This window comes from Polycladospora coralii, assembly GCF_014773435.2.
GTDB classification, from domain to species: Bacteria; Bacillota; Bacilli; order Thermoactinomycetales; family Thermoactinomycetaceae; genus Polycladospora; species Polycladospora coralii.
The window spans coordinates 397108-421684 of sequence record NZ_JACXAG020000001.1 but is presented as its reverse complement, the minus strand read 5'-3'; the positions used below and the strand labels follow the sequence as shown (position 1 = coordinate 421684).

Annotated in this window: 27 protein-coding genes, 1 tRNA gene and 1 pseudogene; 24 read left to right on the top strand and 5 right to left on the bottom strand. The window is 40.7% G+C overall.

From position 1 onward, the window contains the following. Window positions 1-40 precede the first annotated feature (40 nt). Window positions 41-514, bottom strand: a complete 474-nt coding sequence (locus IC619_RS02190; RefSeq protein ID WP_191138476.1) for a glutathione peroxidase — start codon at window positions 512-514, stop codon at window positions 41-43. 24 nt (window positions 515-538) lie between these two features. Beyond that, the gene (locus IC619_RS02185) at window positions 539-967 is read right to left on the bottom strand and encodes an Asp23/Gls24 family envelope stress response protein (RefSeq protein WP_224749575.1); all 429 of its coding nucleotides are present in this window, start codon (window positions 965-967) and stop codon (window positions 539-541) included. A gap of 104 nt (window positions 968-1071) precedes the next feature. Between IC619_RS02185 and IC619_RS02180 the strand changes: the two genes are divergently transcribed. The 6 genes from IC619_RS02180 to IC619_RS02155 all read left to right on the top strand — a co-directional run bounded on the left by IC619_RS02180 (window position 1072) and on the right by IC619_RS02155 (window position 4032). Continuing rightward, entirely contained in the window at window positions 1072-1377 is a 306-nt protein-coding gene (locus tag IC619_RS02180; RefSeq protein ID WP_191138475.1) for a hypothetical protein, read from the top strand. A gap of 2 nt (window positions 1378-1379) precedes the next feature. Further along, window positions 1380-2000 (top strand): LysE family translocator, encoded by a 621-nt coding sequence (locus IC619_RS02175; protein ID WP_224749574.1) that lies wholly within the window; start codon window positions 1380-1382, stop codon window positions 1998-2000. A 148-nt stretch (window positions 2001-2148) separates the two neighbouring features. Continuing rightward, window positions 2149-2358, top strand: coding sequence for a helix-turn-helix transcriptional regulator (locus tag IC619_RS02170; RefSeq protein WP_191138557.1), 210 nt, complete (start codon window positions 2149-2151; stop codon window positions 2356-2358). A gap of 2 nt (window positions 2359-2360) precedes the next feature. After that, window positions 2361-2825, top strand: coding sequence for a hypothetical protein (locus IC619_RS02165; RefSeq protein WP_191138474.1), 465 nt, complete (start codon window positions 2361-2363; stop codon window positions 2823-2825). 144 nt (window positions 2826-2969) lie between these two features. Next, window positions 2970-3260, top strand: a complete 291-nt coding sequence (locus IC619_RS02160) for a hypothetical protein (protein ID WP_191138473.1) — start codon at window positions 2970-2972, stop codon at window positions 3258-3260. A gap of 319 nt (window positions 3261-3579) precedes the next feature. Continuing rightward, entirely contained in the window at window positions 3580-4032 is a 453-nt protein-coding gene (locus IC619_RS02155) for a hypothetical protein (RefSeq protein ID WP_191138472.1), read from the top strand. A gap of 63 nt (window positions 4033-4095) precedes the next feature. Here the strand turns inward: IC619_RS02155 and IC619_RS02150 are convergent, their stop codons facing one another. After that, complete coding sequence (locus tag IC619_RS02150; protein ID WP_191138471.1) at window positions 4096-4842, bottom strand: sulfotransferase family 2 domain-containing protein; 747 nt, start codon at window positions 4840-4842, stop codon at window positions 4096-4098. Between the two features lie 194 nt (window positions 4843-5036). On the opposite strand from IC619_RS02150, the gene IC619_RS02145 reads away from it, so the two are divergent. The 6 genes from IC619_RS02145 to IC619_RS02120 all read left to right on the top strand — a co-directional run bounded on the left by IC619_RS02145 (window position 5037) and on the right by IC619_RS02120 (window position 11298). Beyond that, complete coding sequence (locus IC619_RS02145; RefSeq protein ID WP_191138470.1) at window positions 5037-5501, top strand: hypothetical protein; 465 nt, start codon at window positions 5037-5039, stop codon at window positions 5499-5501. 145 nt (window positions 5502-5646) lie between these two features. Then, window positions 5647-6192 carry a GNAT family N-acetyltransferase gene (locus IC619_RS02140; RefSeq protein ID WP_191138469.1) on the top strand — a complete coding sequence of 182 codons (546 nt, stop codon included), beginning with the start codon at window positions 5647-5649 and terminating at the stop codon, window positions 6190-6192. 73 nt (window positions 6193-6265) lie between these two features. Then, window positions 6266-6694, top strand: a complete 429-nt coding sequence (locus tag IC619_RS02135; RefSeq protein ID WP_191138468.1) for a CHRD domain-containing protein — start codon at window positions 6266-6268, stop codon at window positions 6692-6694. Window positions 6695-6795: 101 nt separating this feature from the next. Continuing rightward, a complete protein-coding gene (dut, locus tag IC619_RS02130; RefSeq protein WP_191138467.1) occupies window positions 6796-7314 on the top strand; it encodes a dUTP diphosphatase in 519 nt (172 codons plus the stop codon). A gap of 17 nt (window positions 7315-7331) precedes the next feature. Next, on the top strand, window positions 7332-8702 hold the full coding sequence (locus IC619_RS02125; RefSeq protein WP_191138466.1) for a 3' terminal RNA ribose 2'-O-methyltransferase Hen1: 1371 nt from the start codon (window positions 7332-7334) through the stop codon (window positions 8700-8702). Continuing rightward, the gene (locus IC619_RS02120; RefSeq protein ID WP_191138465.1) at window positions 8695-11298 is read left to right on the top strand and encodes a polynucleotide kinase-phosphatase; all 2604 of its coding nucleotides are present in this window, start codon (window positions 8695-8697) and stop codon (window positions 11296-11298) included. The genes IC619_RS02125 and IC619_RS02120 overlap by 8 nt, the downstream gene beginning before the upstream one ends. A gap of 616 nt (window positions 11299-11914) precedes the next feature. Here IC619_RS02120 and IC619_RS02115 read toward each other — a convergent pair. Next, window positions 11915-13045 (bottom strand): annotated as a pseudogene (locus tag IC619_RS02115) (S8 family peptidase); the annotation flags it as partial. 437 nt (window positions 13046-13482) lie between these two features. Between IC619_RS02115 and IC619_RS02110 the strand changes: the two are divergent. From IC619_RS02110 to IC619_RS02060, 11 genes are all read left to right on the top strand, one after another. After that, a complete protein-coding gene (locus IC619_RS02110; protein ID WP_191138463.1) occupies window positions 13483-13779 on the top strand; it encodes a hypothetical protein in 297 nt (98 codons plus the stop codon). Window positions 13780-13857: 78 nt separating this feature from the next. Further along, window positions 13858-14463, top strand: a complete 606-nt coding sequence (locus IC619_RS02105) for a YczE/YyaS/YitT family protein (RefSeq protein ID WP_191138462.1) — start codon at window positions 13858-13860, stop codon at window positions 14461-14463. A gap of 208 nt (window positions 14464-14671) precedes the next feature. Then, the gene (locus IC619_RS02100) at window positions 14672-16048 is read left to right on the top strand and encodes a DUF4910 domain-containing protein (RefSeq protein ID WP_191138461.1); all 1377 of its coding nucleotides are present in this window, start codon (window positions 14672-14674) and stop codon (window positions 16046-16048) included. A 126-nt stretch (window positions 16049-16174) separates the two neighbouring features. Further along, the gene (locus tag IC619_RS02095; RefSeq protein WP_191138460.1) at window positions 16175-16333 is read left to right on the top strand and encodes a hypothetical protein; all 159 of its coding nucleotides are present in this window, start codon (window positions 16175-16177) and stop codon (window positions 16331-16333) included. A gap of 178 nt (window positions 16334-16511) precedes the next feature. Beyond that, window positions 16512-16898 carry a MarR family winged helix-turn-helix transcriptional regulator gene (locus tag IC619_RS02090; RefSeq protein WP_430624087.1) on the top strand — a complete coding sequence of 129 codons (387 nt, stop codon included), beginning with the start codon at window positions 16512-16514 and terminating at the stop codon, window positions 16896-16898. 65 nt (window positions 16899-16963) lie between these two features. After that, window positions 16964-17797: a glutamate racemase gene (racE, locus tag IC619_RS02085; protein ID WP_191138458.1), complete on the top strand. Its 834-nt coding sequence runs from the start codon at window positions 16964-16966 to the stop codon at window positions 17795-17797. Window positions 17798-17915: 118 nt separating this feature from the next. Continuing rightward, window positions 17916-18995: a GerMN domain-containing protein gene (locus tag IC619_RS02080; protein WP_191138457.1), complete on the top strand. Its 1080-nt coding sequence runs from the start codon at window positions 17916-17918 to the stop codon at window positions 18993-18995. Between the two features lie 92 nt (window positions 18996-19087). After that, entirely contained in the window at window positions 19088-19819 is a 732-nt protein-coding gene (gene rph / locus IC619_RS02075; protein ID WP_191138456.1) for a ribonuclease PH, read from the top strand. A gap of 54 nt (window positions 19820-19873) precedes the next feature. Continuing rightward, window positions 19874-20512 (top strand): XTP/dITP diphosphatase, encoded by a 639-nt coding sequence (locus IC619_RS02070; RefSeq protein ID WP_191138455.1) that lies wholly within the window; start codon window positions 19874-19876, stop codon window positions 20510-20512. A gap of 4 nt (window positions 20513-20516) precedes the next feature. Then, window positions 20517-21041 (top strand): metallophosphoesterase family protein, encoded by a 525-nt coding sequence (locus IC619_RS02065; RefSeq protein ID WP_191138454.1) that lies wholly within the window; start codon window positions 20517-20519, stop codon window positions 21039-21041. An 85-nt stretch (window positions 21042-21126) separates the two neighbouring features. Beyond that, window positions 21127-21203: transfer RNA gene (locus IC619_RS02060), tRNA-Arg, on the top strand. A 252-nt stretch (window positions 21204-21455) separates the two neighbouring features. Here IC619_RS02060 and IC619_RS02055 read toward each other — a convergent pair. Further along, window positions 21456-23834 carry a hypothetical protein gene (locus IC619_RS02055; RefSeq protein ID WP_191138453.1) on the bottom strand — a complete coding sequence of 793 codons (2379 nt, stop codon included), beginning with the start codon at window positions 23832-23834 and terminating at the stop codon, window positions 21456-21458. A 247-nt stretch (window positions 23835-24081) separates the two neighbouring features. Between IC619_RS02055 and IC619_RS02050 the strand changes: the two genes are divergently transcribed. Then, window positions 24082-24417, top strand: coding sequence for a hypothetical protein (locus tag IC619_RS02050; RefSeq protein WP_191138452.1), 336 nt, complete (start codon window positions 24082-24084; stop codon window positions 24415-24417). The last annotated feature ends 160 nt before the right edge of the window (window positions 24418-24577 follow it).

The window sequence follows — 24577 nt, the reverse complement described above, 5'->3', positions numbered from 1 at the left end:
TAAAAAAAGTTGCGAACATCTTCGCAACTTAATCAAGATTTTAAAGAAGCTTTCGGATATCCGATTCCATTTTGGTAGGAGATGTTGTAGGAGCAAAACGATCTACCACATGACCTTCTGAATCAATCAAAAACTTTGTGAAGTTCCATTTGATATCCTTCAACAGAAGTCCAGGTGCTTCTTGTGTCAAATATTTAAATAAGGGGTGTGCATCGGGTCCTTTTACATTCACTTTTTTTAAGATCGGGAAGGTTACACCGAAATTAACTTGACAGAAAGACTGAATCTCTTCATCACTTCCAGGTTCTTGATTTCCGAACTGGTTACAAGGGAACCCTAAGATTTCAAAGTCTTCGCCTTCAAGCTTTTCATACAGTGCTTGTAACTCTTTATACTGGGGAGTAAAGCCACATTCACTAGCTGTATTCACGACTAGGATCACTTTTCCTTTATAGTCGCTAAAAGCGATTTCTTCATTTTGAGCGTTTAGTACTGTAAAATCATAAAAATTCATTTCTACACCTCATGACGGATTCATTTAAGTAAGTACACGCATTTTATTGGAGTCGGCAGGTAACTCCTCATCTTCAAGAAGAGAGACACCCTCTACATACATATTAACTTCTAGGACGTTTAAACCTGTCATGTTATGTATTGCATTTTCTACATGTTCGACCACTTGTGCGTAGACTTCTGGAACTCTTTGTCCAAATTCAACAATAACGCGGAGATCGATGGCTACTTCTTTTTCGGAAACACGTACCATGACACCTTTAGACAAGCTTTTACGACCCAATCGTTCAGCAAATCCATCGACAACGCCACCGCTCATCGAAAAGATGCCTTCAATTTCATTAGCTGCGATTCCTGCGATTGTAGCAATCACATCATTAGAAAAAGATAATCCTTTCTTTGCTTCTTTTGCACTCATTTGTAACACTCCCTTTTCTTTCGTATAGTTCAACAATACCCTAACTCCCCGGAAACAATCTACACTTTTTTTGCATTTTATGTGAAAATCTGTACATAATAGTTGAGTTGAACTAATGTTAGGTTGGAGGGAGAATGCATATGTCAGAGCAAAATGAAATGCAAGGATTGTCTATCACGAAACAGCAGAGTATGGGGTATACTTTAATGTTATTAAATTGGTTGGGGTATACGCAAGAGCAAATGATTGAAATTATCGAGTTTATGGCAGGAGATCTTTTAGATGATAAGACACCACAGGAAGCGGATGATTTTTTTCGAAGTGTAGTTTATGGAGAAGCGTTAAAAAAGAGAAAGTATAAAATGGAGGTTCAAAAAATTGAGCTTCCAAATGGAGAGTTTATGGAAGATATCGTACCCGTAGAAGTAGAAGCAGAGGAGGATTAAAGTTGGACGGGATTCAAATGCTTAATTTTTTGGTAGTAGCGATCATACTTACGCTTACACCTGGACCAGATATCGTTTTTGTCATGTTACAAAGTATGACGCATAGCAAAAAAAATGCAATTGCAACTGCATTAGGGCTTTGTACGGGCTTGATTGCCCATACGATGGCAGCAGTACTGGGTATTTCAGCACTTATCTATCAGTCAGCATTTGCCTTTCAATTGGTGAAATGGGCAGGGGCGGTCTATCTTCTCTATCTGGCGTGGCAAGCACTTAAAGAGAGTAAAACAGAAATGGGGAGCGAAAATGTTCAATCGGGGAGTTTTGGAGAGCTTTATCGAAAAGGCATCTTTATGAATATTTTAAACCCGAAGGTTTCGCTCTTTTTTCTCGCTCTATTTCCACAGTTTATAGATCCCAATAGGGGAAGTGTCTCGATTCAAATGGCTATGCTCGGGTTCATATTTATTGTTCAAGCTTTTTTAGTCTTTCTATTGGTCTCCATCTTTGCCAATAAGATCGGACGACATCTATTACAAAGTGTAAGAGCGACGCGTGTCATTAATCAAGTTAAGGCTGGTGTATTTGCGCTATTAGGGATTCGACTTGCCTTTTTAGAATAGTGGACGTGGTGTGATGCTAGTTCAATTTGAAGCGATACACTTCCTAAATGAGGATCAACTAGCATCACAAATGTTCCTGCTATAGTTTGTATACTCAACTTTACATTTAGTAAAGTTGAGTATACAATGAAGGTGAAGAATGAAAAGGATGATTCATATGAAATTATTAAACCGGGTAAAAGCGTTACGTGCCCGCGATCGACTCACTCAAGAAGAACTAGCGAAACGCGTACAAGTAACACGGCAGACAATTGTGGCACTGGAAAAAGGGAATTATGTTCCTTCATTATTGTTGGCATTGGCAATTAGTGATGTGTTTTCGTTACCAGTTGAACAAATTTTTTGGCGGGAGGAGTAAAAATGAAAGAGAAATTGACGCGATTTTATTGGTTTAACGTCCTATTTGTGATTTTAGTGGGCTGGGCCTTTTGTGAACTGATGAAAATGGCACAAACGCTTGCATATGTCCTACAGACTCCACAAGTAAACCATTTTTCAGTAGAAATCGGGGTTATTCCGTTTGTACTTATCCTTATTTTTGCAATCGTAGCACAGTTTCGATTTAAATCAGATAGAAAATGGTTTCATTTGTTGGCACTACCTATCGAGTTGATAGAAGATGACGAACGTGAAAAATCATTGACAGCAGAGGCGTGTCGACAAGCGTATATTGTCTTTGTATATTTTTTACCTATACATTTGGCTTCATTAGTGGCGGGCGTATTTTTGAAGGATTGGATGCCTTATTATCCGGTGTTACTTCTTGTGCTGAACTATATCATCTATCACACCATTTACTATCGAACGCTGATTAAATCGATCTAACTATAGCCTATCCGTATGTGCTACCAAGAGAAAAAATTTTCTACACAACTGTGATTAAAATCACACCACTATAAGAATCAATTTGCTAATCTTAATCATGTAAATAGAAAGATTTAATAAAAAATAAAAATTTGGAGGTTCAACATGTTTAAGAAAAGTTTACTCGTGTTTGCATTAATGGCTTCTTTTGCTTCTACATCCTTTATCTCTACGAATACGGTTAGTGCTTCTACATTTGCACCGGCATATATTGAATCGATTGGATATGTAACCTATTCCAAAACGCAATATGCACGTGAAAGCGCAACACCATTCACGATTTATCGTGAACAAAATCAATACTCTCGTTTGTACTCCGGTTATTTAAGAAGACAAGCATGTTATGATCGTGGGACGTACCTATCATGTCAATATAAAGGGAAAATTTATCGTTGATAAACCGAGTGATTGTAACCATCAAAATTAGCCGAAATAACCAGACTAAATAGCATAATGGCAATACAGAAAACCATGTATGTGATAGCCAATAAATAGAGTGGATTTGATCAGATCGAGCGATTGTGAAAAAGTGACTTGTGGGCCGTTGTGCTACGCAAGTCACTTTTTTCATTATGATCCACGAACGAGAGTTCTTCGCTTCTCAATGAAGACAAGCATATTTGGGAATTTCCCTATAAAAATATGCACCGTTAGAAGCGTTTGTACATATGATATTACTAGATTGATAGTTTTAATAAGAAGGGAGGCGTTGACGATGGCGCTAGACGCATACGCCTATATCTATTCAAATTCGAACCAAACCCTTAGTGTTGGTGAAGCGATTACCTTTAATATGATAGGTAAATTAAATAATATTGCTTTTACACCATCTAGTTCTGTAATTACCATAAATGATGGAGGAGATTATCTCATTAAATATATCGTATCGACCAATGCTCAACTAAACGCCAATCAAACATTCGATTCCCGCTTCACCATAAGAATAAGTGGATCGGATCAAACTCCTGAATCCGTTTATTTTAATGAAACGACAAATTTTTCAAGCAACACGAATTCAATTATTGAACAGGTATCTGGACAGATGATCTCAAATATAAGTGACGGCTCTACCATACAGCTTATATCCTCATCTGGAGGAAATATAACGGCTTCTCCTGCTTTTGGTTCTGGTGTTTCAGCCAGTATCATTATTATGAAGTTGTCTTAAAAACTACAAAAGCATCCCCTCCCTCTTTTTTGTGAGGGAGGATTTTTCTGTTAAACCGACTTGTTAAAACGTATTCAGATCATACCCATACATCTGAAAATCTTTGCGGAAAATTTGACGAACTAAGGTTTTTGTCCCCCCATGATAAAAAGAGTGATAAGCAGGGATAACGGAAGGAGATTGAAAAAGTTGATGATAAGTTTGTTTGGTAAAAGGTTGTTCCGCCAAATCCATCAATTTTGTTTTTTTGTGTGTATGGTTGGACTGTTTATTTAATCGAGAAAGAGAAGAATTTTTTAAATGATACTGCTGCTCGAGGCGGCGAATCTCCTTTTCATATTGCTCTAAATATAAATACTTGGTTACATAAGTTTCTTCATGATGTCGGTATTGGGGACAGATATGATTATCCACCCGCCCCTTTCGGCTCGCAACGTATTCTAAAAAACGTTTAAAAGACAAGCCTTTCTGGTTTCCCATAGCCTGTACCATCTTAGGCCACCCACAACAATTAAATAAACAGGCATGTAGAAAAGAACTTACTGCGCGATGATAAGGATTACGCACGAGTTTATAATGAACCTTATGCTTGAAATAACGCTTAAGCTGTTGATTATACTGGGGTTGACTGATATAAACATTATTTTTGAAATGATGGGTCCCTTGACTATGGTTAAGCACTTGCGGCAGTAAGTTAATTTGATAGAAAAACCAAGTGGTTAAAGAGGTACAGCCACTCTTATTGCTCCAATGTAGGATGATCGGGAGTTTAGGGTGGAACAATGGGATTCGATAGGAGCAGATTCGCAAAAGATCCCCTCCTTTCTATTGATCTCTTTTTATTTTATGAAAGAAGCGAATTAAAAGAATGTATGTATGTCTTTTAAAGGTAAAAATAGGTCATCCAATTTTGGATGAAAAGAAGAAATTAGATCAAAAGCGGATCACTGCGATGATGTGCGCTTCATATTATAAAAACATATGATCATGAAAGGAGAGATTTGATGGCAGAAACAGCTAATGTGTGGTCAACGGTTGCCAATTCGTCTGCGGCGCCTTTTAATATCTTTTTTAACAATATCGATACCACTTCAAATGGAGGTATTTTTCTATCCGGAGGGAATGTAGTAGTCCCCAATATAGGGACCTATCTAGCTGACTTTAAAATACAAACATTGCCTAATTTTGGAGTTTCCCCTGCGATAGGTGATGTGTTTAATACAAGGTTTGCGCTTTATTCCAGCGGATATCGCATTCCCACTTCAGTAACATCGGATGAAAGTAAGCGAACTGCTTTCCCTGGTGGGGATGAAGAGCTAGGCATTGTTTCAGCTTCTTGTTTATTTGAGGTTATTCAAGCCGCAACCACATTAGTACTCACTTGTGAGTCAGGTGGGGTCATAACCAACCAACAACCACCATTTGGGGATCCGTTACCCTCTGCGACGCTTACCATCACACCGATGTAGTGCATGATTTCATGAGCCGCGAGGCTCTTTTTTTATTTTGAAAGGAGTAAACACTTGTCGATATGCTATAATGTCGATAATTTATTGATGTTCAGAATAAAATTTAAGGAAGATCACGTCGTTTACAACCCAAGGAGGGAAACAGATGGACGAATCCATATACTTAGTAAAACCTACCGTTTCAATGAAAGAAGCGTATGTCTCTTTTTACGAAGAGTGGAAACAAAGTGGGGAAGAGATGATCCCATCCGTGATTCAAAAAGATCCATCTGCTTTTGAAAAGATGGTACAAGCTTTGCATGATGCAGAAGCAGGAAGAAACTTAGCAGCAGGGAGGGTTCCAGCCTCTACTTATTGGCTGGTAACAGCCTCTGCAAAAGTGGTCGGGGCGGTCAATATTCGGCATCGGCTTACCCCATATCTATATCATCGGGGTGGGCATATAGGTTATGGGATTCGGCCTACAGAACGCGGTAAGGGATATGCCAAGCGATTACTAGCTCTTTCGCTAGAGCAAGCAAAGCTCTGGGGGATAAAGCGTGTATTGGTCACATGTGATGAGCAGAATATCCCTTCACGGCGAACCATTCTAGCAAATGGTGGTATACCTGATCGGAATTTTATAGAAGAAAATGGTAATGTGGTACAGCGTTTTTGGGTTGACTTGAACGATTACTCATCTCTTATTTAAGATAGGTGCCTACACAAACGCCTCCTCAGATTCATAGAATATAAGAATGATAGAAAGAGGGAGGTGTTTGATAATGGCATCTGCTCGATTTTGTGCACATTTAACCGGCGGTGCGCAAGTACCCGCTGTTTCAACTAAGGCTACTGGATTTTTTGAAATGAGACAAGTGAATAAAAATAAGATGGTCTTCTTTTTACGCGCCAGAAATTTAAGGAGATTCACGCAAGCACATATTCATCTAGGGGGCCCCAATACAAATGGGCCAGTGGTTGTGTGGCTTTTTCCTGCTGTGAAAGCAGTCGATCCTGTGTCACGTCCAGGTGTTACTGAAGATCGCATTACGTTTTCTGGTACGGTCATTAGTAGTCATTTGCGTAATAATTTAGCGGGAGATTCGATTCAAAACCTTGTCAATCGCATACGTAGCGGAAAGGCATATGTAAACGCACACACTGTACAATACCCCGGTGGAGAAATAAGAGGTCAGTTAAGACCTTGCTAAATCATAAGCGTGAACTCAGTGCCTGCTGGTACTGAGTTTTTACATATTATATGGTAGAATCAGTTGTTAGTTGAAACTATAGATGAAGGAGTTCATAATCAATGCAAATACAAGTACAAATAAAAAAAATAGATGAAGAGGCAGTTATTCCGCAATATGCTACGAGGGGAAGTGCAGGGTTTGATCTAGTAGCGCATGCTGATCGCATTATACTTCCAGGCGAAACGAAGTTGATATCAACTGGACTCGCTTTTGCGATTCCTGCTGGCTATGAAATGCAAATACGCCCCCGTTCGGGGATATCCCTTAAAACCAAATTACGCTTACCCAATAGCCCAGGAACCATTGATTCAGATTACCGGGGAGAGCTGTATGTGATGATGGAAAATGGAAATGTACCTACAGGTAATAGTGGTTCCCCACTTGATGTATCGCATCAGCCGATTGAGGGTACTGAACGATATCCCGAAGGAACCTACATCATACGCAGAGGGGATCGAATTGCCCAAGGTGTCATTGCACAAGTAGAACAAGCTCAGTTTGTAGCAGTTAAACAGCTAGATGAAACGATCCGTGGTACAGGTGGTTTTGGACATACGGGAACAGCCGTAATAGATTAGAGAGGAAAAGATGCAGGATGCAATTATCAATAACCGCAAGAGGCAAAAATGCAAACGTGCTTTCACATTTGCTTGCCAAAAATCCACAGAATAAATATGATCGCACCCACAAAGGAGCACGGGTGCGACTCGTTTATACCACATTTACAGAAGAAGAAGTATCCCTATGCCTTTTTGCGGAGCCAGATTCGATTGATATGGTTCAAAACCAGAAGAATCTGAGCGACATTACCCAGTATATGAATGATCGCCAGTTTGTCGTTAGTAGCTTATTTTGTTCCTATATCCGCTCAGCGCTTTCAACGGCATTAAATGGAAAGCCTAAGCCGGAATGGGCTTCATATGTAGCGCAACCCTTTCAAATGGAAGCAACTTTTGGTCCTGTGGCTACTGACCTACCGGATACAGCTCTGAAACAGCTATTTGAGCCACTTGGCTACCAAGTGATCATTCAACGCGAAGCAGTCTCTTACACTTTTACTGCGAAACAAAAAAGTTCTGTGCGCTTTGTAACCATTAGCGGTCAGGTCCCCCTACAATTGCTGCTTCGCCATATTTTCACACTGATTCCCGTGCTAGATCACAATAAACATTATTTTATTGATCAAAAAGAGATCGAAAAGTTAAGGCGTTATGGAGAAGGGTGGCTTGATGATCATCCCCTCCGGGATCTAATCATCAAGCGAACGCTACATTTCTCTAAATTGATTCGGGAGATGGGGCTAACAAAGTCGTCTAAAGAATCAGAGGAGAAGGAAGAAGGCCAAGTTCCACTCAATCAGCTCCGCTATGAAACGATTGTCCATACGGTAAAATCTTTACCATTTCATCGAACCATCGTTGATTACGGAGCTGGTGAAGGGAAATTGAGTGAGCGTCTTGCTTATATAGAAGGTGCGAAGGAAATCTTAGCTGTAGAACCTTCTGTTCATGCCCAAACCCTTGCTCAGAACAGATTTGAACGATTACGTGACCGCAAAAATATACACGCGCAACCAGAAATGGTGTGGGGTTCCCTCTTTTATTATGATGAACGTTTAAAAGGAAAAGATATCATGATTTTGTGTGAAGTGATTGAGCATCTTGACGAAATGCGACTTGAGCGCGTATTTGCTACGATAATGGGCGAATATCAACCGCAAGCGCTGATTGTCACAACTCCAAATGCCGAATATAATGCCCGTTATCAATTGTTTGATTCCTATCGTCATCCTGATCACCGTTTTGAATGGACACGGGCCGAATTTTTGAACTGGTGTCATCAGTTAACGTCTTGTTATCACTATGAAGTTGTGACAACTGGTATGGGTGAAAACGATGAAAAGTATGGTGAACCAACGCAAATGGCTGTATTTACAAGGAGGAAAGGAGGAGAAAAACATGGATAAAAAGATTGTATTACCCGCTATGGGAATCGTACTGCTCGTAGGGCCATCCAACAGTGGGAAAACAACGTTGCTTGCTCGTCTTATAGAGGAAGGTATGATTCAAACAACAGAAGTAGTTGGATCGGATCAATTTCGGATGCTTCTATCGGATCAACCTTATATGGACTGGACGGGCTATCCCAAAGATCAGGCAGATGTATTATATCAGGAATATCAAGAGGTATCTGAACAGGCCTTTGAAATGATGGAAAAAGTGGTTGAAAAACGATGCCGATTGGGAAAGTTGACCTTTGTTGATGCAACACATCTCCATCCAGATGATCGTGCGAAATACCTCCAATTAGGCCTTAAAAATCATGTTCCCGTAGTCGCGGTTGGATTAGATGTGCACGAAAAAGCGTTACTGTATCGGGATCAAAAACGGGATTATCCACGGGGAAAGAATCGAATTAAACAGCAAAATTATCGGTTTCGGGAAGTAAAAAGAAACATCAAAAAGGAAGGCTTCCATTCCGTATATATGTTACAAAATGAAGCGATTAATACGGTTCGCTTCGAACGCTTACCTAATCCATTGTGGGTTGATTGTGGAGCCGGTGTGGACTTCATTGGAGATATACACGGATGCTATGATGAGCTGATCCAATTATTAAAACAATTGGGTTACCGTTTAAATGATGCCGGTTTATACATTCACCCAACAGGTCGTAAGTTTGTCTCTTTAGGCGATATCATGAGTCGAGGCCCTAAATCATTGGAAACGATTTCCTTTATCTACCAGCATGTCAAAGCCGGGTTGGCGTATATGATTGATAGCAACCACGGCTGGAAAATTGCGCGGTGGCTTAATGGTAACCAAGTGAAGCTTGCCCATGGTGATGAGCGTGTTGCTGAAGAATTTAATCAATTTGAGCAGGAGTACGGACCAGAAAAGACGGAGAGATGGAAAGAAGAAATTAAAGCATTTCTAATCGAAGCACCTGCTCATCTGGTGTTTCAACAAGATGGAATCAAGCAAGTTGTTGCGGTTCATGCTGGAATTCGGGATCGATATATTGGAAAACAATCGAAACGGATTGCCGATTTTTGTCGCTATGGTGATGTAAGCGCTGTAGATGAACACGGGAAGCCGACCCGCGATGATTGGTTTGTTCAACATCAGTCCGCTGAGTTAATTGTGTGGGGGCATGATCCACAACCTTACCCCATGATGGTAAATCGGACGATCAATATTGACCAAGGTGTTGTTTTCGGAGGGGCTCTAACTGCGTTTCGCTTTCCAGAAAAGAATTTTGTTTCAGTAAAATCGATGCAACCCTTTACTATGGAGGAAAACAATCCCTTATGGAAATGGAAGAAAAAGCGGTTCTCACCACCGAATATGCAGAAGCTGATCACGGGTTATGGTGTGCAATGTGAAGGTTATGGGGAAGTCAAAGTAAGAGGAGAGTCGGTTAAGCCGGCTGTTGATCTTTTTTCTCATTTTACAATCCCCCTCGAAGCCATTCCTTATTTACCACCTACCATGAGTCCACCTGAAGTCGCTCGGCTAGATGGTTACTTAGAACATCCAGCAGAGGCGATTGCCTATTATCGTAAACATGGCATTATGCGTATGATCGCTCAGAAAAAACATATGGGTAGTCGAGCCGTACTACTCATTTTCCGCGATGCTCAAGTTGCCAAAGATTATATCGGCTATCAAACAAACGGTGTGATTTATACACGAACCGGCCGCTCATTTTTTCATAAAGATGATGAACGGCAGATGATATCCCGACTACAGCGCGATTTCGTGGTGGGCGGGTATTTCGCTCAACATCAAACCGATTATGTACTGATTGATGCAGAAATCATGCCGTGGAACTTAAAGGCGAAGGAACTGATTCAAGCGCAGTATGCACATGTAGGTGAAGCGGCTATTCAAGATCGGCAACATCTTTTAGATCGACTCAAACAGATCGAACATGCACCTGCCGATATGACGCCATGGTTAGACGAACTGGCGCATAAATTGCATAATGCCGAGCAATTTCAAGCTGTGTTCGAAAAATATTGTTGGGATACTTCTGACATAGAAGCTATTCAAATTGCACCTTTTCATATTTTGGCTCACAGCCAAAAAACTTTTTTTCAGCAGTCACATGAATGGCACATGGAACAAGCTCGTAAACTATCACAAATGTCTTCCCTGATGATAGAGACAGCATTTAGGGTGATAGAAAGTGAAGAGAGTGCAAGTGATGTCGTTAAGTGGTGGGAAAAGATAACAGAAGAGGGTCACGAAGGCATCGTGATCAAACCAGATCGCTTGATCCGTTATGATGGCAAAGGAAGCATGATTCAACCAGCACTTAAAGTGCGTGGTCGTAAGTATCTGAGTATCATATATGGGATGGATTATCTAGAACCCGAAAATCTAGCCCGTCTCAAGAAACGAAATCCTCGAAAAAAACAGCATCGTGCTCTAAAGGAGTTCGCTTTAGGGGTAGAGAGTATCAATCGATTTGTTAGACAAGAACCCGTGGAACGCATTCATGAAGCGGTACTCGCTGTACTAGCACTTGAATCTGATCCGATTGACCCTAGGTTGTGATCAAGAAAAAAAGGCTCCCGATAAACGGAGCCTTTTTTTCTTGGATTTACTTCTTCTCGATGATTAAATCATCGAGACCAGCTTCTACTAAACTTCCACTTCCTTCATCCGCAGCTTCAATCAAGATTTGGATATTTTGACCAGCATAATCACTTAAATCTAGTGATTTACTTTTCCATGAAGCATTTTTATTGGTGCTCGATCCATTTTCTGTGTAGAGGGTGTTTTTATTGCCTCCACTTATAAGGCTTACTTTGAAGTAATCTGCACTACTTGCATTAGAATAGTGGCTAAAATAGTAGTAGAAAGAGAGGTTGAGGTTACTATTTGCTGGAAGTGCGATACTTTTGGAAAGCACACTTGTTTTTCCATTATCGATATCATACGAACCAGCAGACCAACCAGCAGCAGCTCCGGTTACAAGGTCGTTGTTTCCGCTGCGCGTATTACCAAGCTGTTTATCTCCGGAGTAGCTTGTACCACTTGGATTAGCGCGTTCCCAATTTCCAGCTGTAGCGGTATCGGTACCATAAGGGTTTACAGTCCATCCGTTTGAAGATTCAAAATCATCTTCGAAGATGATGTCGCCACCAGGTGGTGGTGTAGTGCCACCACCTACTGCTGCTGCAGCATTGATGCGACCATGTGCCCAATAGGTACCTGTTCCTGAGATAGGATCAGCTGTACTTTCAAGTGCATAACGAATTTCAGAATTGGAAAGACCTTGCGAAGCGAGAAGTACAGCTACACCAGCAACATGTGGTGAAGCCATTGATGTACCACTGTATTTGGCATAGCCATTGTTTAACACAGTGGAGATTATATTTACACCAGGTGCGGCAACATCAACCCAGTCCCCATAAGTGGACGTAGAAGCTTTGTTATCATTGGCATCTGTCGAAGCAACAGCAATGGCATCTTCATAATAGGCTGGGTATTGCGGAGAGGAACTCGGTGTGTTACCAGCAGCACAAATTACGGTTACACCTTTATCCCATGCATATTCAACAGCTGCTTTTACAGCGGATGATGAAGAAGAACCGCCTAAACTTAGATTGATAATGTCTGCACCATTATCAGCAGCATACGTGATGCCATCGGCTACATCAGCATTCGAACCGGTACCAAAATTGTTTAATACACGTATCGGCATAATACTTACTTCTGGAGCGACACCTGCTACCCCTCTATCGTTATTCGTCAGGGCACCTACAGTCCCTGCTACGTGCGTCCCATGTCCATTTCCATCATTGGGATCATTGTCGTTGTCCACAAAATCATATCCAGCCACTAAATTACTGCTCAGATCGGGGTGGCTATTTGAAACACCTGTATCGATAACCGCTACCACTACATCGTTGCTACCACGTGTTACATCCCACGCAGCTGGCACATTCATTTTTTGCGGACCATACTGATCACTTGCATATAAGGGATCATTAGGTGTCCAGAATGCTTTGTATTCAACAACAGGCTCAGCATACTCGACATCATTATTCTTCTCGTACTCGGCAATCGCTTCTTGTGTGGATTGTCCTTCAATTTGCACCACATCGTAGTTTAGCGAACTGTTATGTGAGATCACTTTGGCGCTTTCTTTTTGATGGGATAGAAGCATAGATTGTTTCGATGCTTTCTCCTTGAATTTCACAATAATTTGACTTTTTGTAGCAGAAGCAATACTACTTTCTGCTCCTACAGGCGCAACATTGGTGAATGAAAACGATAAAGCTAGTCCAACCGCCATGCTCACTGCAAACAAGCGTTTTACCAGTTTCATGTTTTTCTCCCCTTTACAATGGTTAATGTCGTGCTCGAGCGAGTGTGAACCTTGGCGGTTTCATTACATTTCAATAGATAGACAAACCAGGCGGATAAGGTGGGTTAAACAAATCTTAGTGGCAATTTTACTTTATATTATGAATATATCAAAAGTTTAAAACAAATAAAAGGTTTAATTTGAAAAAAATTTGTTCAGGGTGCAACTTTTTCGCTTGCATTTGTATGGAATAGTAGTCTGTAGCCTTTAATCTTGATCGGAATTAGAGATAAATATTTATATTAAAGAGGGAAGAGAATGTATTTTAAAGCAAAATATATTCTTATAAAACATAAAAACTATTAACTTATGTATGTATTCATGCATATATATATAATAGAAAGAAGGTGAAAGGAGGGATACAGATGGACCCATGTAAATCACTTTTGGGTGCATTAATTCGGTTTGCGAGAACGCATTGTATCATGTTGCAATCTTTTACGACGCCGCTTGATAGTCAAGTTGAAAATACTTTGACAAATGCTTATGACTATTTATTGCAGCGCAATCTGTTTTCTTGTCTCAGAAGATCACAACAAAATCAGATTAATGCACAGCTCCAAGTCGTACTAAATGCAATCAATACGCGTGATGTAAGTATGATAATACAAGCGTTAAATGACTTAAAAACGCTCGCCATGCAAATACGTAATTCGCTATAGAGAAAAGGGGTGTCTAGGAGGATGAGACGAAGCATATAAATAAAAAAATAAATTTGTCATGCGACTGGGAGTATGAAAATGAGTCAGATAAAAATGAGGTTATTTACCTATTTCACAGGATTAAACTTGAAATCATTTGGCATTTCGCTGATCATTCGTTCGCAGCTCGGTACAGATCCTTGGGACGCTCTATTTGTAGGACTAGCTCACAATGTCGGATTTACGGTGGGAACTTGGCTCGTATTTATCAGTGTGCTCATCCTCTTTTTAAATGCCTATTTGACACAGAAAAAGCTAAATCTTGTCTCTTTTTTTTCGGTGTTTCTATTGGGATTATTAACCGATTTGTGGCTGAGTGTACTTCGCTTCGATCTTCATCAGATCGAATACCAAATGATCTTTTACTGGATCGGACTGTTTTTTTTGGCTGTGGGTGTGGCGACTTACATACAAGGGGAGTTTGCCATGACACCGTTGGACGAACTCATGTATGGATTGGCGGATCGGTTTAATCTGAGCCTCATGCTGTCCAAGACACTTACCGAAATTGTGGCATTGGTACTCGCTTTTCTGGTACAAGGTCCAATTGGTATCGGTACCGTGATTTTTGCTTTTTGTTTTGGACCACTCATCCAATTCTTAATCCCTAAAATAAACGCCATAACACGAGATGTTGTCGATTAAGCTAAGCGCATTTCTATCTAGACTGAAAAATCATAAAATTAGACAAATATACTGTGCTCTATGATTAAAGACCTACCAATAAAATAGGGATTTGCCAACTCGAAGATCCATGTCGGGCTTTTTTTTGAAGTCACCCAAATAAAGCAGGAATATTTCATTTATTGTAGAAATCTTAATATTGAATTTACAATGAGGGGGAGTTCAGCATATGATCTTAAGTCGTAAAAGAACATGGGTCGCACTTCTTGCAAGTACAACACTTTTATTTACAACTGCATTTGCACCAGTAGATATTGATTTTTCTAAAGATAAGAAACCATTCAAAAAGATTAAAGCAGAACGAATTTATAAAGATATTGCGCATTTGGCAAATAAAGATGATGCACGCGTAGCAGGTACAGAAGGTGAAAAAGAAGCAGCAGAATTTGTAGCGAAGCGATTGCGTCGATTAGGGTATGAAGTTGAGATGCAGCAGTTCCCCTTTACTTCGTTTGCCGATCATGGTAGCTCCATTGCATTGACTTCTCCTGAATCGAAAAATCTGGAATCAAAAGCTTTCACCTATTCACCTGCTACTCCTGAGGGCGGATTATCTGGTTCAATCGTATATGCGGAATTAGGTTCAGCTGAAGATTTTAGTCGTATCGATGTAGAGGGAAAGATTGCATTAATTAAGAGAGGAAGCTACTCTTTTTATGATAAAGTACAAAATGCTGCCAACGCGGGTGCGATTGGTGCGATCATCTTTAATCATTCCGAAGGGTTGATTAGTGGTACTTTGGGAAGTCAAACCGATATCCCAGCACTTGCCTTATCTGATGTAGATGGCAATGATTTACTTGGCTTACTAGAGTCAGGTGAGGTGCAACTTACATTAAACGCAAATACGGAGACCATTGAAACCTATTCACAAAACGTCATCGCCAATAAAAAAGCACGTAAAAAAGCAAAAGATCCGCAAACCTTGATAGTGGGAGCGCACTATGATGGTGTTGATACACCAGCGGCAAATGATAATGCTTCGGGTACAGCTACCCTGTTAGAAGTGGCTCGCGTACTTGCTAAGAAAAAGTTAGATCACAATCTTCGCTTCGTTGCATTTGGAGCAGAAGAGGCTGGTCTTATAGGTGCATATGAATATGTAGACGCTTTAGATGACGCTGAGAAAGAAAATATTAGTGGGATGTTAAATATGGATATGGTAGGTGTAGGGGATACACTTAATCTCATGACAGGTGAAGAAGATGCCGTCTCTTGGATTGCTGATGATGCAGCCGAATTAGCTGAAAAAGATGGTATTACCTTCGAGCGAGGTTCATCTACTCGTAGTGATCACTACGCGTTTGAACAAGCTGGTATTCCAGTCGTATTCTTCCACTACTCAGAAGATCCTTACTATCATACAGATGAAGATACGATCGACAAAATTCAAAAAGAGGACTTAAAAACGGCAGGCACTTTAGCTGCAAAATTAATTTACAAATCAGCTAAAGAAGGAAAGAAAGATAAGAAAAAAGGTAAAAAGGTACATTCAAAACTTTACAAAGGATTGGAACAAAGAGAGAAGCATACAGTAACGAAGTAAGTTTTTTTGAAGCCGATGGGGGTTTATCCCCATCGGTATTTGTATGTTTACAGGCAATTTTACCAGTCATATTGGATGAGGCTCTGTTGCATACTACTCACAATGACGATTAAGGAGTGAATGCGTATGCAATTGAATGAACGAGAGCAAAAACGACGCAAAAATGAAGTGAAAGTTGGTTATGAGTTAGATGCCTCATATGCAGACGAACCGGTTACGGAGTCCATCAGGGAGGCGTATCAGCAAATTGGAACATCATACAATGAGTCTGACGAAGAAGCATAAGGGTTTGCGGCAGTCTGCATGATGTTCGTGGTGAATCAGGTGGAGTTGATTCTCCACCTGGAACCTTGGCTGAAACGAGTGTACTATGCTAAAATAAGGGGTACTGTGTGGCTTAAGAAGGGGTACATGAATGAATAAAGATCAGACGATCAGTGACATCGAACAACTTCTTCATGAGATGAGTGTGATGTTAGATCAAAAAGGTAGAGAAATATTAGCTCAGTCTGCTGTTACATTTCCGCAGTTTTCGGCATTATTATGGCTCAAAAATGATGGGGATATGACAATTGGAGAACTGAGTCAGAAATTGTTTTTAGCATGTAGTACAACGACTGATTTGATCGATCGTATGGAACGTAGTGAGATCGTTGAACGCGTGCGCGATGATCGTGACCGGCGCATCATACGTATTCATATCCTACCTAAAGGACATAAAGTCATCGATGAAGTGATAGCAGCTAGACGAATTCATCTCACTGAAGTATTCTTATCTATTTCGGATGACCAAATGTTAGAAATGAAAAAATACCTTGCTCTCTTATGTGGAGAGTTGAAGAAAACTTAGCCATCCCCCCTTTCTTGGACAGAAAGGGTTTTACTTGGTGATTGGATTGGAGATGCCATTAGATTATGCAGATACAACCACAAAAAAATGAATACGCAATTGGTATCATTGATTCTGGTGTTGGTGGATTAACGGTAGCCAAAGAAGTGATGAGACAACTACCACTTGAAACCATCTATTATTTTGGAGACTCTCTTCGTTGTCCATATGGTCCGCGCTCTGAAACGGAAGTATTTCAATTTACAAAAGAATTGGTTGCATTTCTGATGCAATTTCCGCTCAAAGCCCTACTAATTGCTTGTAATACGGCTACTGCCGTGTCTTTAGTGTACCTCAAGAAAAAGTTATCTATACCCGTATTAGGTGTCATTGACCCAGGTGCGAGAGCGGCCATTAAAGCGTCAAAGAATAAGAAGATAGGTGTAATTGGAACGGTAGGGACGATCAAAAGTGGTGCTTATGAAAAATCATTAAAGCGGATTCAACCCACGATGGAAGTACATAGCCTAGCATGTCCTAACTTAGTGCCATTGGTAGAAAGTGGAAACTGGAATAGTGTGGATAGCTATGATGTGGTTGCCGAATCTTTAGCACCACTGCCAAAAGAAGAGATGGATACTTTAATTCTAGGATGTACGCACTACCCTCTTCTTACCCAACCTATTACTCAGGTTATGGGAGAAAATATAGCAGTGATTAGTTCTGCTGAAGAAACGGCAAGTGAGCTGAGTACGATTTTGTATCATCAAAATTTGCTTGCACAGAAACAGACGAATCAACATCGTTTTTTTACAACGGGATCTAGTGATAATTTTGCTCGGATTGCTTCTGACTGGCTGGGTAAATCCGTATATGCAGAATCTGTCTCGCTTTCCACAATGAAAGATTGCTTGGCCTAAGTGGTGTGAGAAAATCATGCAAATCATCACGCTCACATAAATAAAAAATTTTTGTGCTAATTCTCCTCTATGCTCGTATATATGTACTACATCATCTTGTCCATGGAGGGGAAATAGAATGATTAACTATAAAGTTGTTGGTGTGGGTTTGGTTTCAATTTTCATTACACTCGGATTAACAGGATGCCTATATGGTCCAGAACAAAACTCATCTTCACCGATTGATCCACCACCAGAAAGTGCATTAAACAATCATGCTGAAGCCGTCAATTTGCAAGAAAAGCAATCGGAAAAAGAGAAGGAAGCGAGTGCTAAAGAGGAGAAAGCGACAGGCGTGGAGTTGTTCTTTCTTACAGATACTGGTTATGTTGTCCCTTATACACTTAACATTCCTACGACAAAATCAATTGCCAAAGATGCAATGACTTATATGGTAAAAGATGGACCTGTCACCAGTTTGTTACCTAAAGGCTTTACACCGATTCTTCCAGCAGGCACAAAAGTGAAGGGGTTAGATATTAAAGAAGGTGTAGCGACGATTGATTTTTCTAAAGAGTTTTTAAGTTATGACGAGAAGATTGAAAACGAATTATTAGAAGCAGTCGTGTGGAGTTTGACGGGTTTTGATAAAGTAAAGCATGTCAATATCTGGGTAGAGGGGAAACCGCTAGCAGATATGCCCAAGCAAAAAAATAAATCGCAACAGCTGACACGTAATGGCGGAATTAACTTAGAGATCGCGGAAGGCGTAAATTTAACGAAAAGTATGCCAGTTACGCTTTACTTTTTGGGACAAACTACAGATAACAATGTGTATTATGTGCCTGTAACGCGGATGGTGAATCGAACGGATAAAGTTGGAGAAACTGTTTTGAGTGAATTAATCAAAGGGCCGTTGCATACTTCCAAAGATTTAGTCGGTGTTTTAGATACCTCTTTGCAAGTGAATAAGGTGAAGCAAGAAAAAGATGTGGTTGTAGCTGATTTTGGTGAGCAACTGTTACAATACGATAATCAAAATGCTGCAGCTAAAGATGCTATGCAAATGATCGTTCTATCACTGACTGAAAATTTGCAGGCTAGCAAAGTCAAGGTAACTGTAAATGGAGATCAATCGATACGTGTAAATGGCGCAAAAAATGCAAAAAGTGATCAACCTGTCACGCGACCACAAATGATTAACCCAAATGGGTTATAATGGGGTGAAGAATTGGGATGATCTCAGGTCATTCCTTTTCTTTTTCATACGGTGTGCTATACTTAAGACATTTAGCAAAGGGGGCCATCTGATTGCGAGTTGACGGACGTTCTAATAGTGAATTAAGGGAAGTGACCATTGAGCGCAATTATATTCAAACCGCTGAAGGATCAGCATACATAGTAGTAGGAAATACAAAGGTGATTTGTACGGCAACGGTAGAGGAACGGGTACCACCTTTCTTACGTAATAGTGGGAAGGGATGGGTAACGGCTGAATATTCCATGCTGCCACGTGCTACTCAAACACGCACCATTCGAGAGGCAAGTAAAGGTAAACTAGGTGGACGAACGATGGAGATTCAACGCCTAATCGGCAGGGCGCTTCGATCTGTCATTGATTTACGGGCACTTGGAGAGCGTACCTTATGGTTAGATTGTGATGTGATTCAAGCTGATGGCGGTACACGTACTGCGGCCATAACTGGAGCGTTTGTAGCCATGATAGACGCGTTGGTGCCTTTGGTGAAAAATGGGACCATTGCCAAAATGCCTGTCTCTGACTTTTTGGCCGCTACGAGTGTAGGGATTGTAAAAGGTGAACCTTGCTTAGATCTGTGTTATCAAGAAGATTCTAATGCAGATGTAGATATGAATTTGGTGATGACTGGATCAGGGGCTTTTATTGAAATTCAAGGCACAGGTGAAGAGGCACCCTTCACCGCAGATCAATTGTCACAGTTATTAGCATTAGCCCAGAAGGGAACAGCTGAACTGATCCAAATGCAAAAAGAGGCGCTTGGTGAAAATGCGAAATTGATTTAGGAGGTCCTGTAAAGGTCCTCTCTTTCATTTTTGGTGTAGAGGGGTTAAAAGGTAATGATAGAATGGCCATATCCATATATTTTAGTGGCAAGTGGAAATCAAAATAAGATTAAACAATTTCAGGATTTGTTTGCACATGAATTTGGTTTGACAGTGAAGGGACTAAAAGCATTCCCCCACTTACCTGAAATAGTAGAAGATCGAGACACATTTGAAGGGAATGCGATCAAAAAAGCAGAAAGCATTGCAAAAATCGTAGCCAAACCCGTCATTTCTGATGATTCCGGGATTATGGTGTCGGGACTTGATGGAGCACCTGGGGTATATTCGGCTCGTTATGCAGGTGAAAATGCCACAGATGCTCAAAATAATCATAAATTAATGGAAGCAATTAAGCACTTTTCAGAAGAGCAACGTAAGGCGAAATTTGTGTGTGTGATGGCACTTGCAGTCCCAGGGCAGGAAACACAGATTGTACGTGGAGAATGTGAAGGGGTGGTTATTCCAACTCCGCGTGGAAACAATGGATTTGGTTACGATCCGCTCTTCTATATTCCCGCAGAACGAAAGACAATGGCAGAATTGTCTGCAGAACGAAAATACCAAATCAGTCATCGGGCCAAAGCAACGGGAAAACTGATCCAAGTGTTGCAGGATACCTATGACTTCGAGCAAGTTCAATTAAAAAGGTGATCCTATGCGCATTTTAGTTCTTTCTGATTCCCATGGTCAAAGGGATCAAGTGTTAAAAATAATGGAAAACGTAGGAGCAGACCACGTGATTCACTGCGGAGATGTTTGTACAGATGGAGAAGAATTTGAAGACACGCCAATCACAGTGGTGAAAGGAAACTGTGATTGGAGCCCTTTCCCAGAAGAAACGATTTGGGAAGCGGAGCCACTTCGTATACTGGTCACACATGGGCATGATTACCAAGTGAAACGAACACCGATTCCTTTAAGTTATCGTTGTGAGGAAGTCGGGGCACAGATCGCTTGCTTTGGTCATTCTCACTTTCCATTTTGCGAAAAAATTGGGGACGTGCTGTTGATAAATCCAGGGAGTATCTCGAAACCCAGAGGGTTTTCGCACTCGACCTATGTGGTTTTGAACGTAAATGGGAATCAGGCTCAGGTCGATTACTTTGGTTTAGATCATCGTCCCTTTCCTGATTTAAATCGTTCCGTTTCACTCCTATTGGATCGGAATTTGAAGCTATAGCATCAGTTGAGCAAAAAAACAGTTGACAATTTGCTGAGGTTATCCTATTATAGATATTGTTCGTTACAGCAATGATTTACAATATGTCCCAGTAGCTCAGCTGGATAGAGCAACGGCCTTCTAAGCCGTCGGTCGGGCGTTCGAATCGCTCCTGGGATGCCATAAAAAAAGATGTGCCCACAGTATATACTGTGGGCACATCTTTTTTTATGGCCATGACAAAGTAAATGAAAATTGAGATGAGGAGTAAGCGTACGAGGGATTCTTATCATAATCATATGCGATACGAATCGATAAGGCTGTACAAACAGCTTAGACATTGACGATATCCGTGTTCTCCACATAGTCATTCGTTCACACATATAGCACTCCCTGCAATTTTTAAAATCACATGGATGTTTTTAATGATGCTAACTATTTGTTTGTATGGTGTACATTAGTCGTGTTTTGTTTTTGTAAAAGATCCATTAATAACATTCTTTTTTGCTTTTCTTCTTCTAATAATGCATCTAATGTGTACTCCAATTTTTTAGTGAAATTGGATTTTCCTTGATTTTTGTGAGAATTACAAAGATCAATATTTTGATCAGAGTCAGAATTTGTAAGTAGCTTCATCATTAAAAGCATTGAAACGCCAAAGGAATTATCTGTAACATTGACAATCGTATTGTTTCCTACAGAAAAGGAATTGGTATTCCCATGCGATATGGTATTTGCTGAATTATTGGCTGCACTAGCAGTTCCACTCGCCTTACTATCTAAAGCTGTATCATGATCAAAGGCATTGGATGCATCACTATCGTTATGTGATTTATTTTTGGATTCACTGGTAGTACTAAGTGCATTATCCGATTTGCTCGGGTTGTTATTTTTTGAATCGTTTTTTGACTTTGAATCGCTACATGTGCTTAAGTCACCGTTACGTGAATCACTATCATTGGCTAAATCGGTGTCATTTGTAGCTCCACTGGTTGTATCTGAAGTGTTTGTAGCTCCACTATCACTCGTCGAAGTGTTTGCATCGGTCTTCGGACATACCTCGGAATTATTACTCAGTTGCGGGTTGCTATTCGCGCCACTGTTAGAATCAGGATTGCTGGTAGATAAGCTATTCGGATTCACATTTGCTCCGCTAGATGTGTCGGAGTGGGTTTGTGCGGTAGATTCAGTATCTGAATCCGCTTTATTTCGAGCTTGACTGGATGTATCAGGATTACTATTCGACAAACTGTTGGGGTTTACATTCGCCCCACTAGATGTGTCGGGATTACTAGTGGACAAACTGTTGGGATTTACGTTTGCTCCGCTAGATGTGTCGGAGTGGGTCTGTGCGGTAGATTCAGTATCTGAATCCGCTTTATTTCGAGCTTGACTGGATGTTTCAGGATTACTATTCGACAAACTGTTGGGGTTTACATTCGCCCCACTAGATGTATCGGGATTACTAGTGGACAAACTGTTGGGATTTACGTTTGCTCCGCTAGATGTATCAGAATGGGTTTGTGCGGTAGATTCAGTATCTGAATCCGCTTTATTCCGTGCTTGACTGGATGTATCGGGATTACTAGTGGACAAGCTGTTGGGATTTGCACTTGCCCCACTGGCATTTTCGGATTGGTTTTGAACCTTAGAATCACTGTCGGAATCGTTGTCATTTTGGGCATCGCTCGAAGCATCTGTAGTAGAAGTACTATCGGGATTGACACTAGCGCCACTGGAGGTATCCGTTCGATTGAGGACGTTTGATCCACTTTCAGAATCTGAATCATTTTTGGCTCCACTGGCATTTTCGGATTGATTTTGAGCCTTAGAATCACTGTCGGAGTCGTTGTCACTTTGGGCATGACTCGAAGCGTCTGTAGTAGAAGTACTATCGGGATTGACACTAGCGCCACTAGAGGTATCTGATCGGTTGAGGACGTTTGATCCACTTTCAGAATCTGAATCATTTTTTGCCCCACTGGCATTTTCGGATTGGTTTTGAGCCTTAGAATCACTGTCGGAGTCGTTGTCACTTTGGGCATGACTCGAAGCATCTGTGGTAGAAGTACTATCGGGATTGACACTAGCGCCACTAGAGGTATCTGATCGGTTGAGGGCGTTTGATCCACTTTCAGAATCTGAATCATTTTTTGCCCCACTGGCATTTTCGGATTGGTTTTGAACCATGGAATCACTGTCGGAATCGTTGTCATTTTGGGCATCACTCGAAGCGTTTGTGGTAGAAGTACTATCGGGATTGACACTAGCGCCACTAGAGGTGTCTGAACGGTTGAGGGCATTTGATTCACTTTCAGAATCACTGCTTGCTTCACTCGCATTTTCGGATTGATTTTGAGCCTTGGAGTCACTGTCGGAATCGTTGTCATTTTGGGCATCACTCGAAGCGTCTGTGGTGGAAAAGCTATCCGGTTCAACGTTTGCTCCGCTACTGTTCTCGGATTGACTGTGAACAATGGAGTCACTGTCGGAGTTCGCTTGATTTTGGGCATCGCTGGAAGTGTCAGCCTCCGTTTTAGCTTGTGCGTCTGATTGGTTGTCCGCTTCACTGGATGTATCAGCACTATTTTTTGCTGTCGAGTCACTATCTGTTGTTACCTTGTTTGTGGCATCAGTGTTTGTTTCGGGTTGATTGTTAATTTCGTTTTCCACATCAATATTACCAATTTCATTTTTTTTATGGGAGGGGTATCGCTTTTTGTGGGTATAAAGTGGTGTGCGCTTATGCTTACCATAGGAATAGTAAGAAAGAGGACTTTTTTTGCGTTTTTTTCTCAATGGTTTTTTGCCCATAGATCCTCCTCCTTTCTGAAAGATATTTGTCACAGTATATTTAGTCATCTTTCCAATTGAAACGGATATATGACTACACCCAAATGGTATTTGCTATCCCATAGATGGACGTTTATCAATATTTATCTTTCATAAAATGGTTATTAACCGTGTCGTCTATTTGTTTGTGCTCATAGTGTATGAGCAGAATGTCAGTAGTGATATACATTGATAAAGGCTAAGCACGTAGTAATAAGGAGGAATTGAGGTGTCTACGATTATTAATAGCGGTGTATTCGATGATGGTTTTTTCTCGAAAAAAAGCTCGCACTCCCATAGCAGCAGCCACAGTTGTGATTGTGGTGGTTGTAACACATGTGACTCAAAAAAAACAAAGGGTTGTACACCAACTTCAACAACTGCACCTTGTTTCTGCAATTTTTTAAAGTGTATCGAATCGATTGGAGCAACAGGTACGGTTCTTACAAATGCACAAGCAATTTATACGGGCACAATTTCGGAAGTAAACTGTGATTATTTCACCATTGTAACGAATAACGGGACGTTTAGAGTACCCTTTACAGGAGTATCTTCAGTTCAATGATCAAACTGCCATCCTCTATCTATAGGGGGTGGCAGTTTGTTTTTCTGATAAGGACGATCACCAAAAAGCAAGAGGAACTCTTTTTTCCTAAAGACATATGATGAACATCATACCGTGAATGGTATTCACAAGTGAAAAATGAGTAGGGTATCTCATTTGG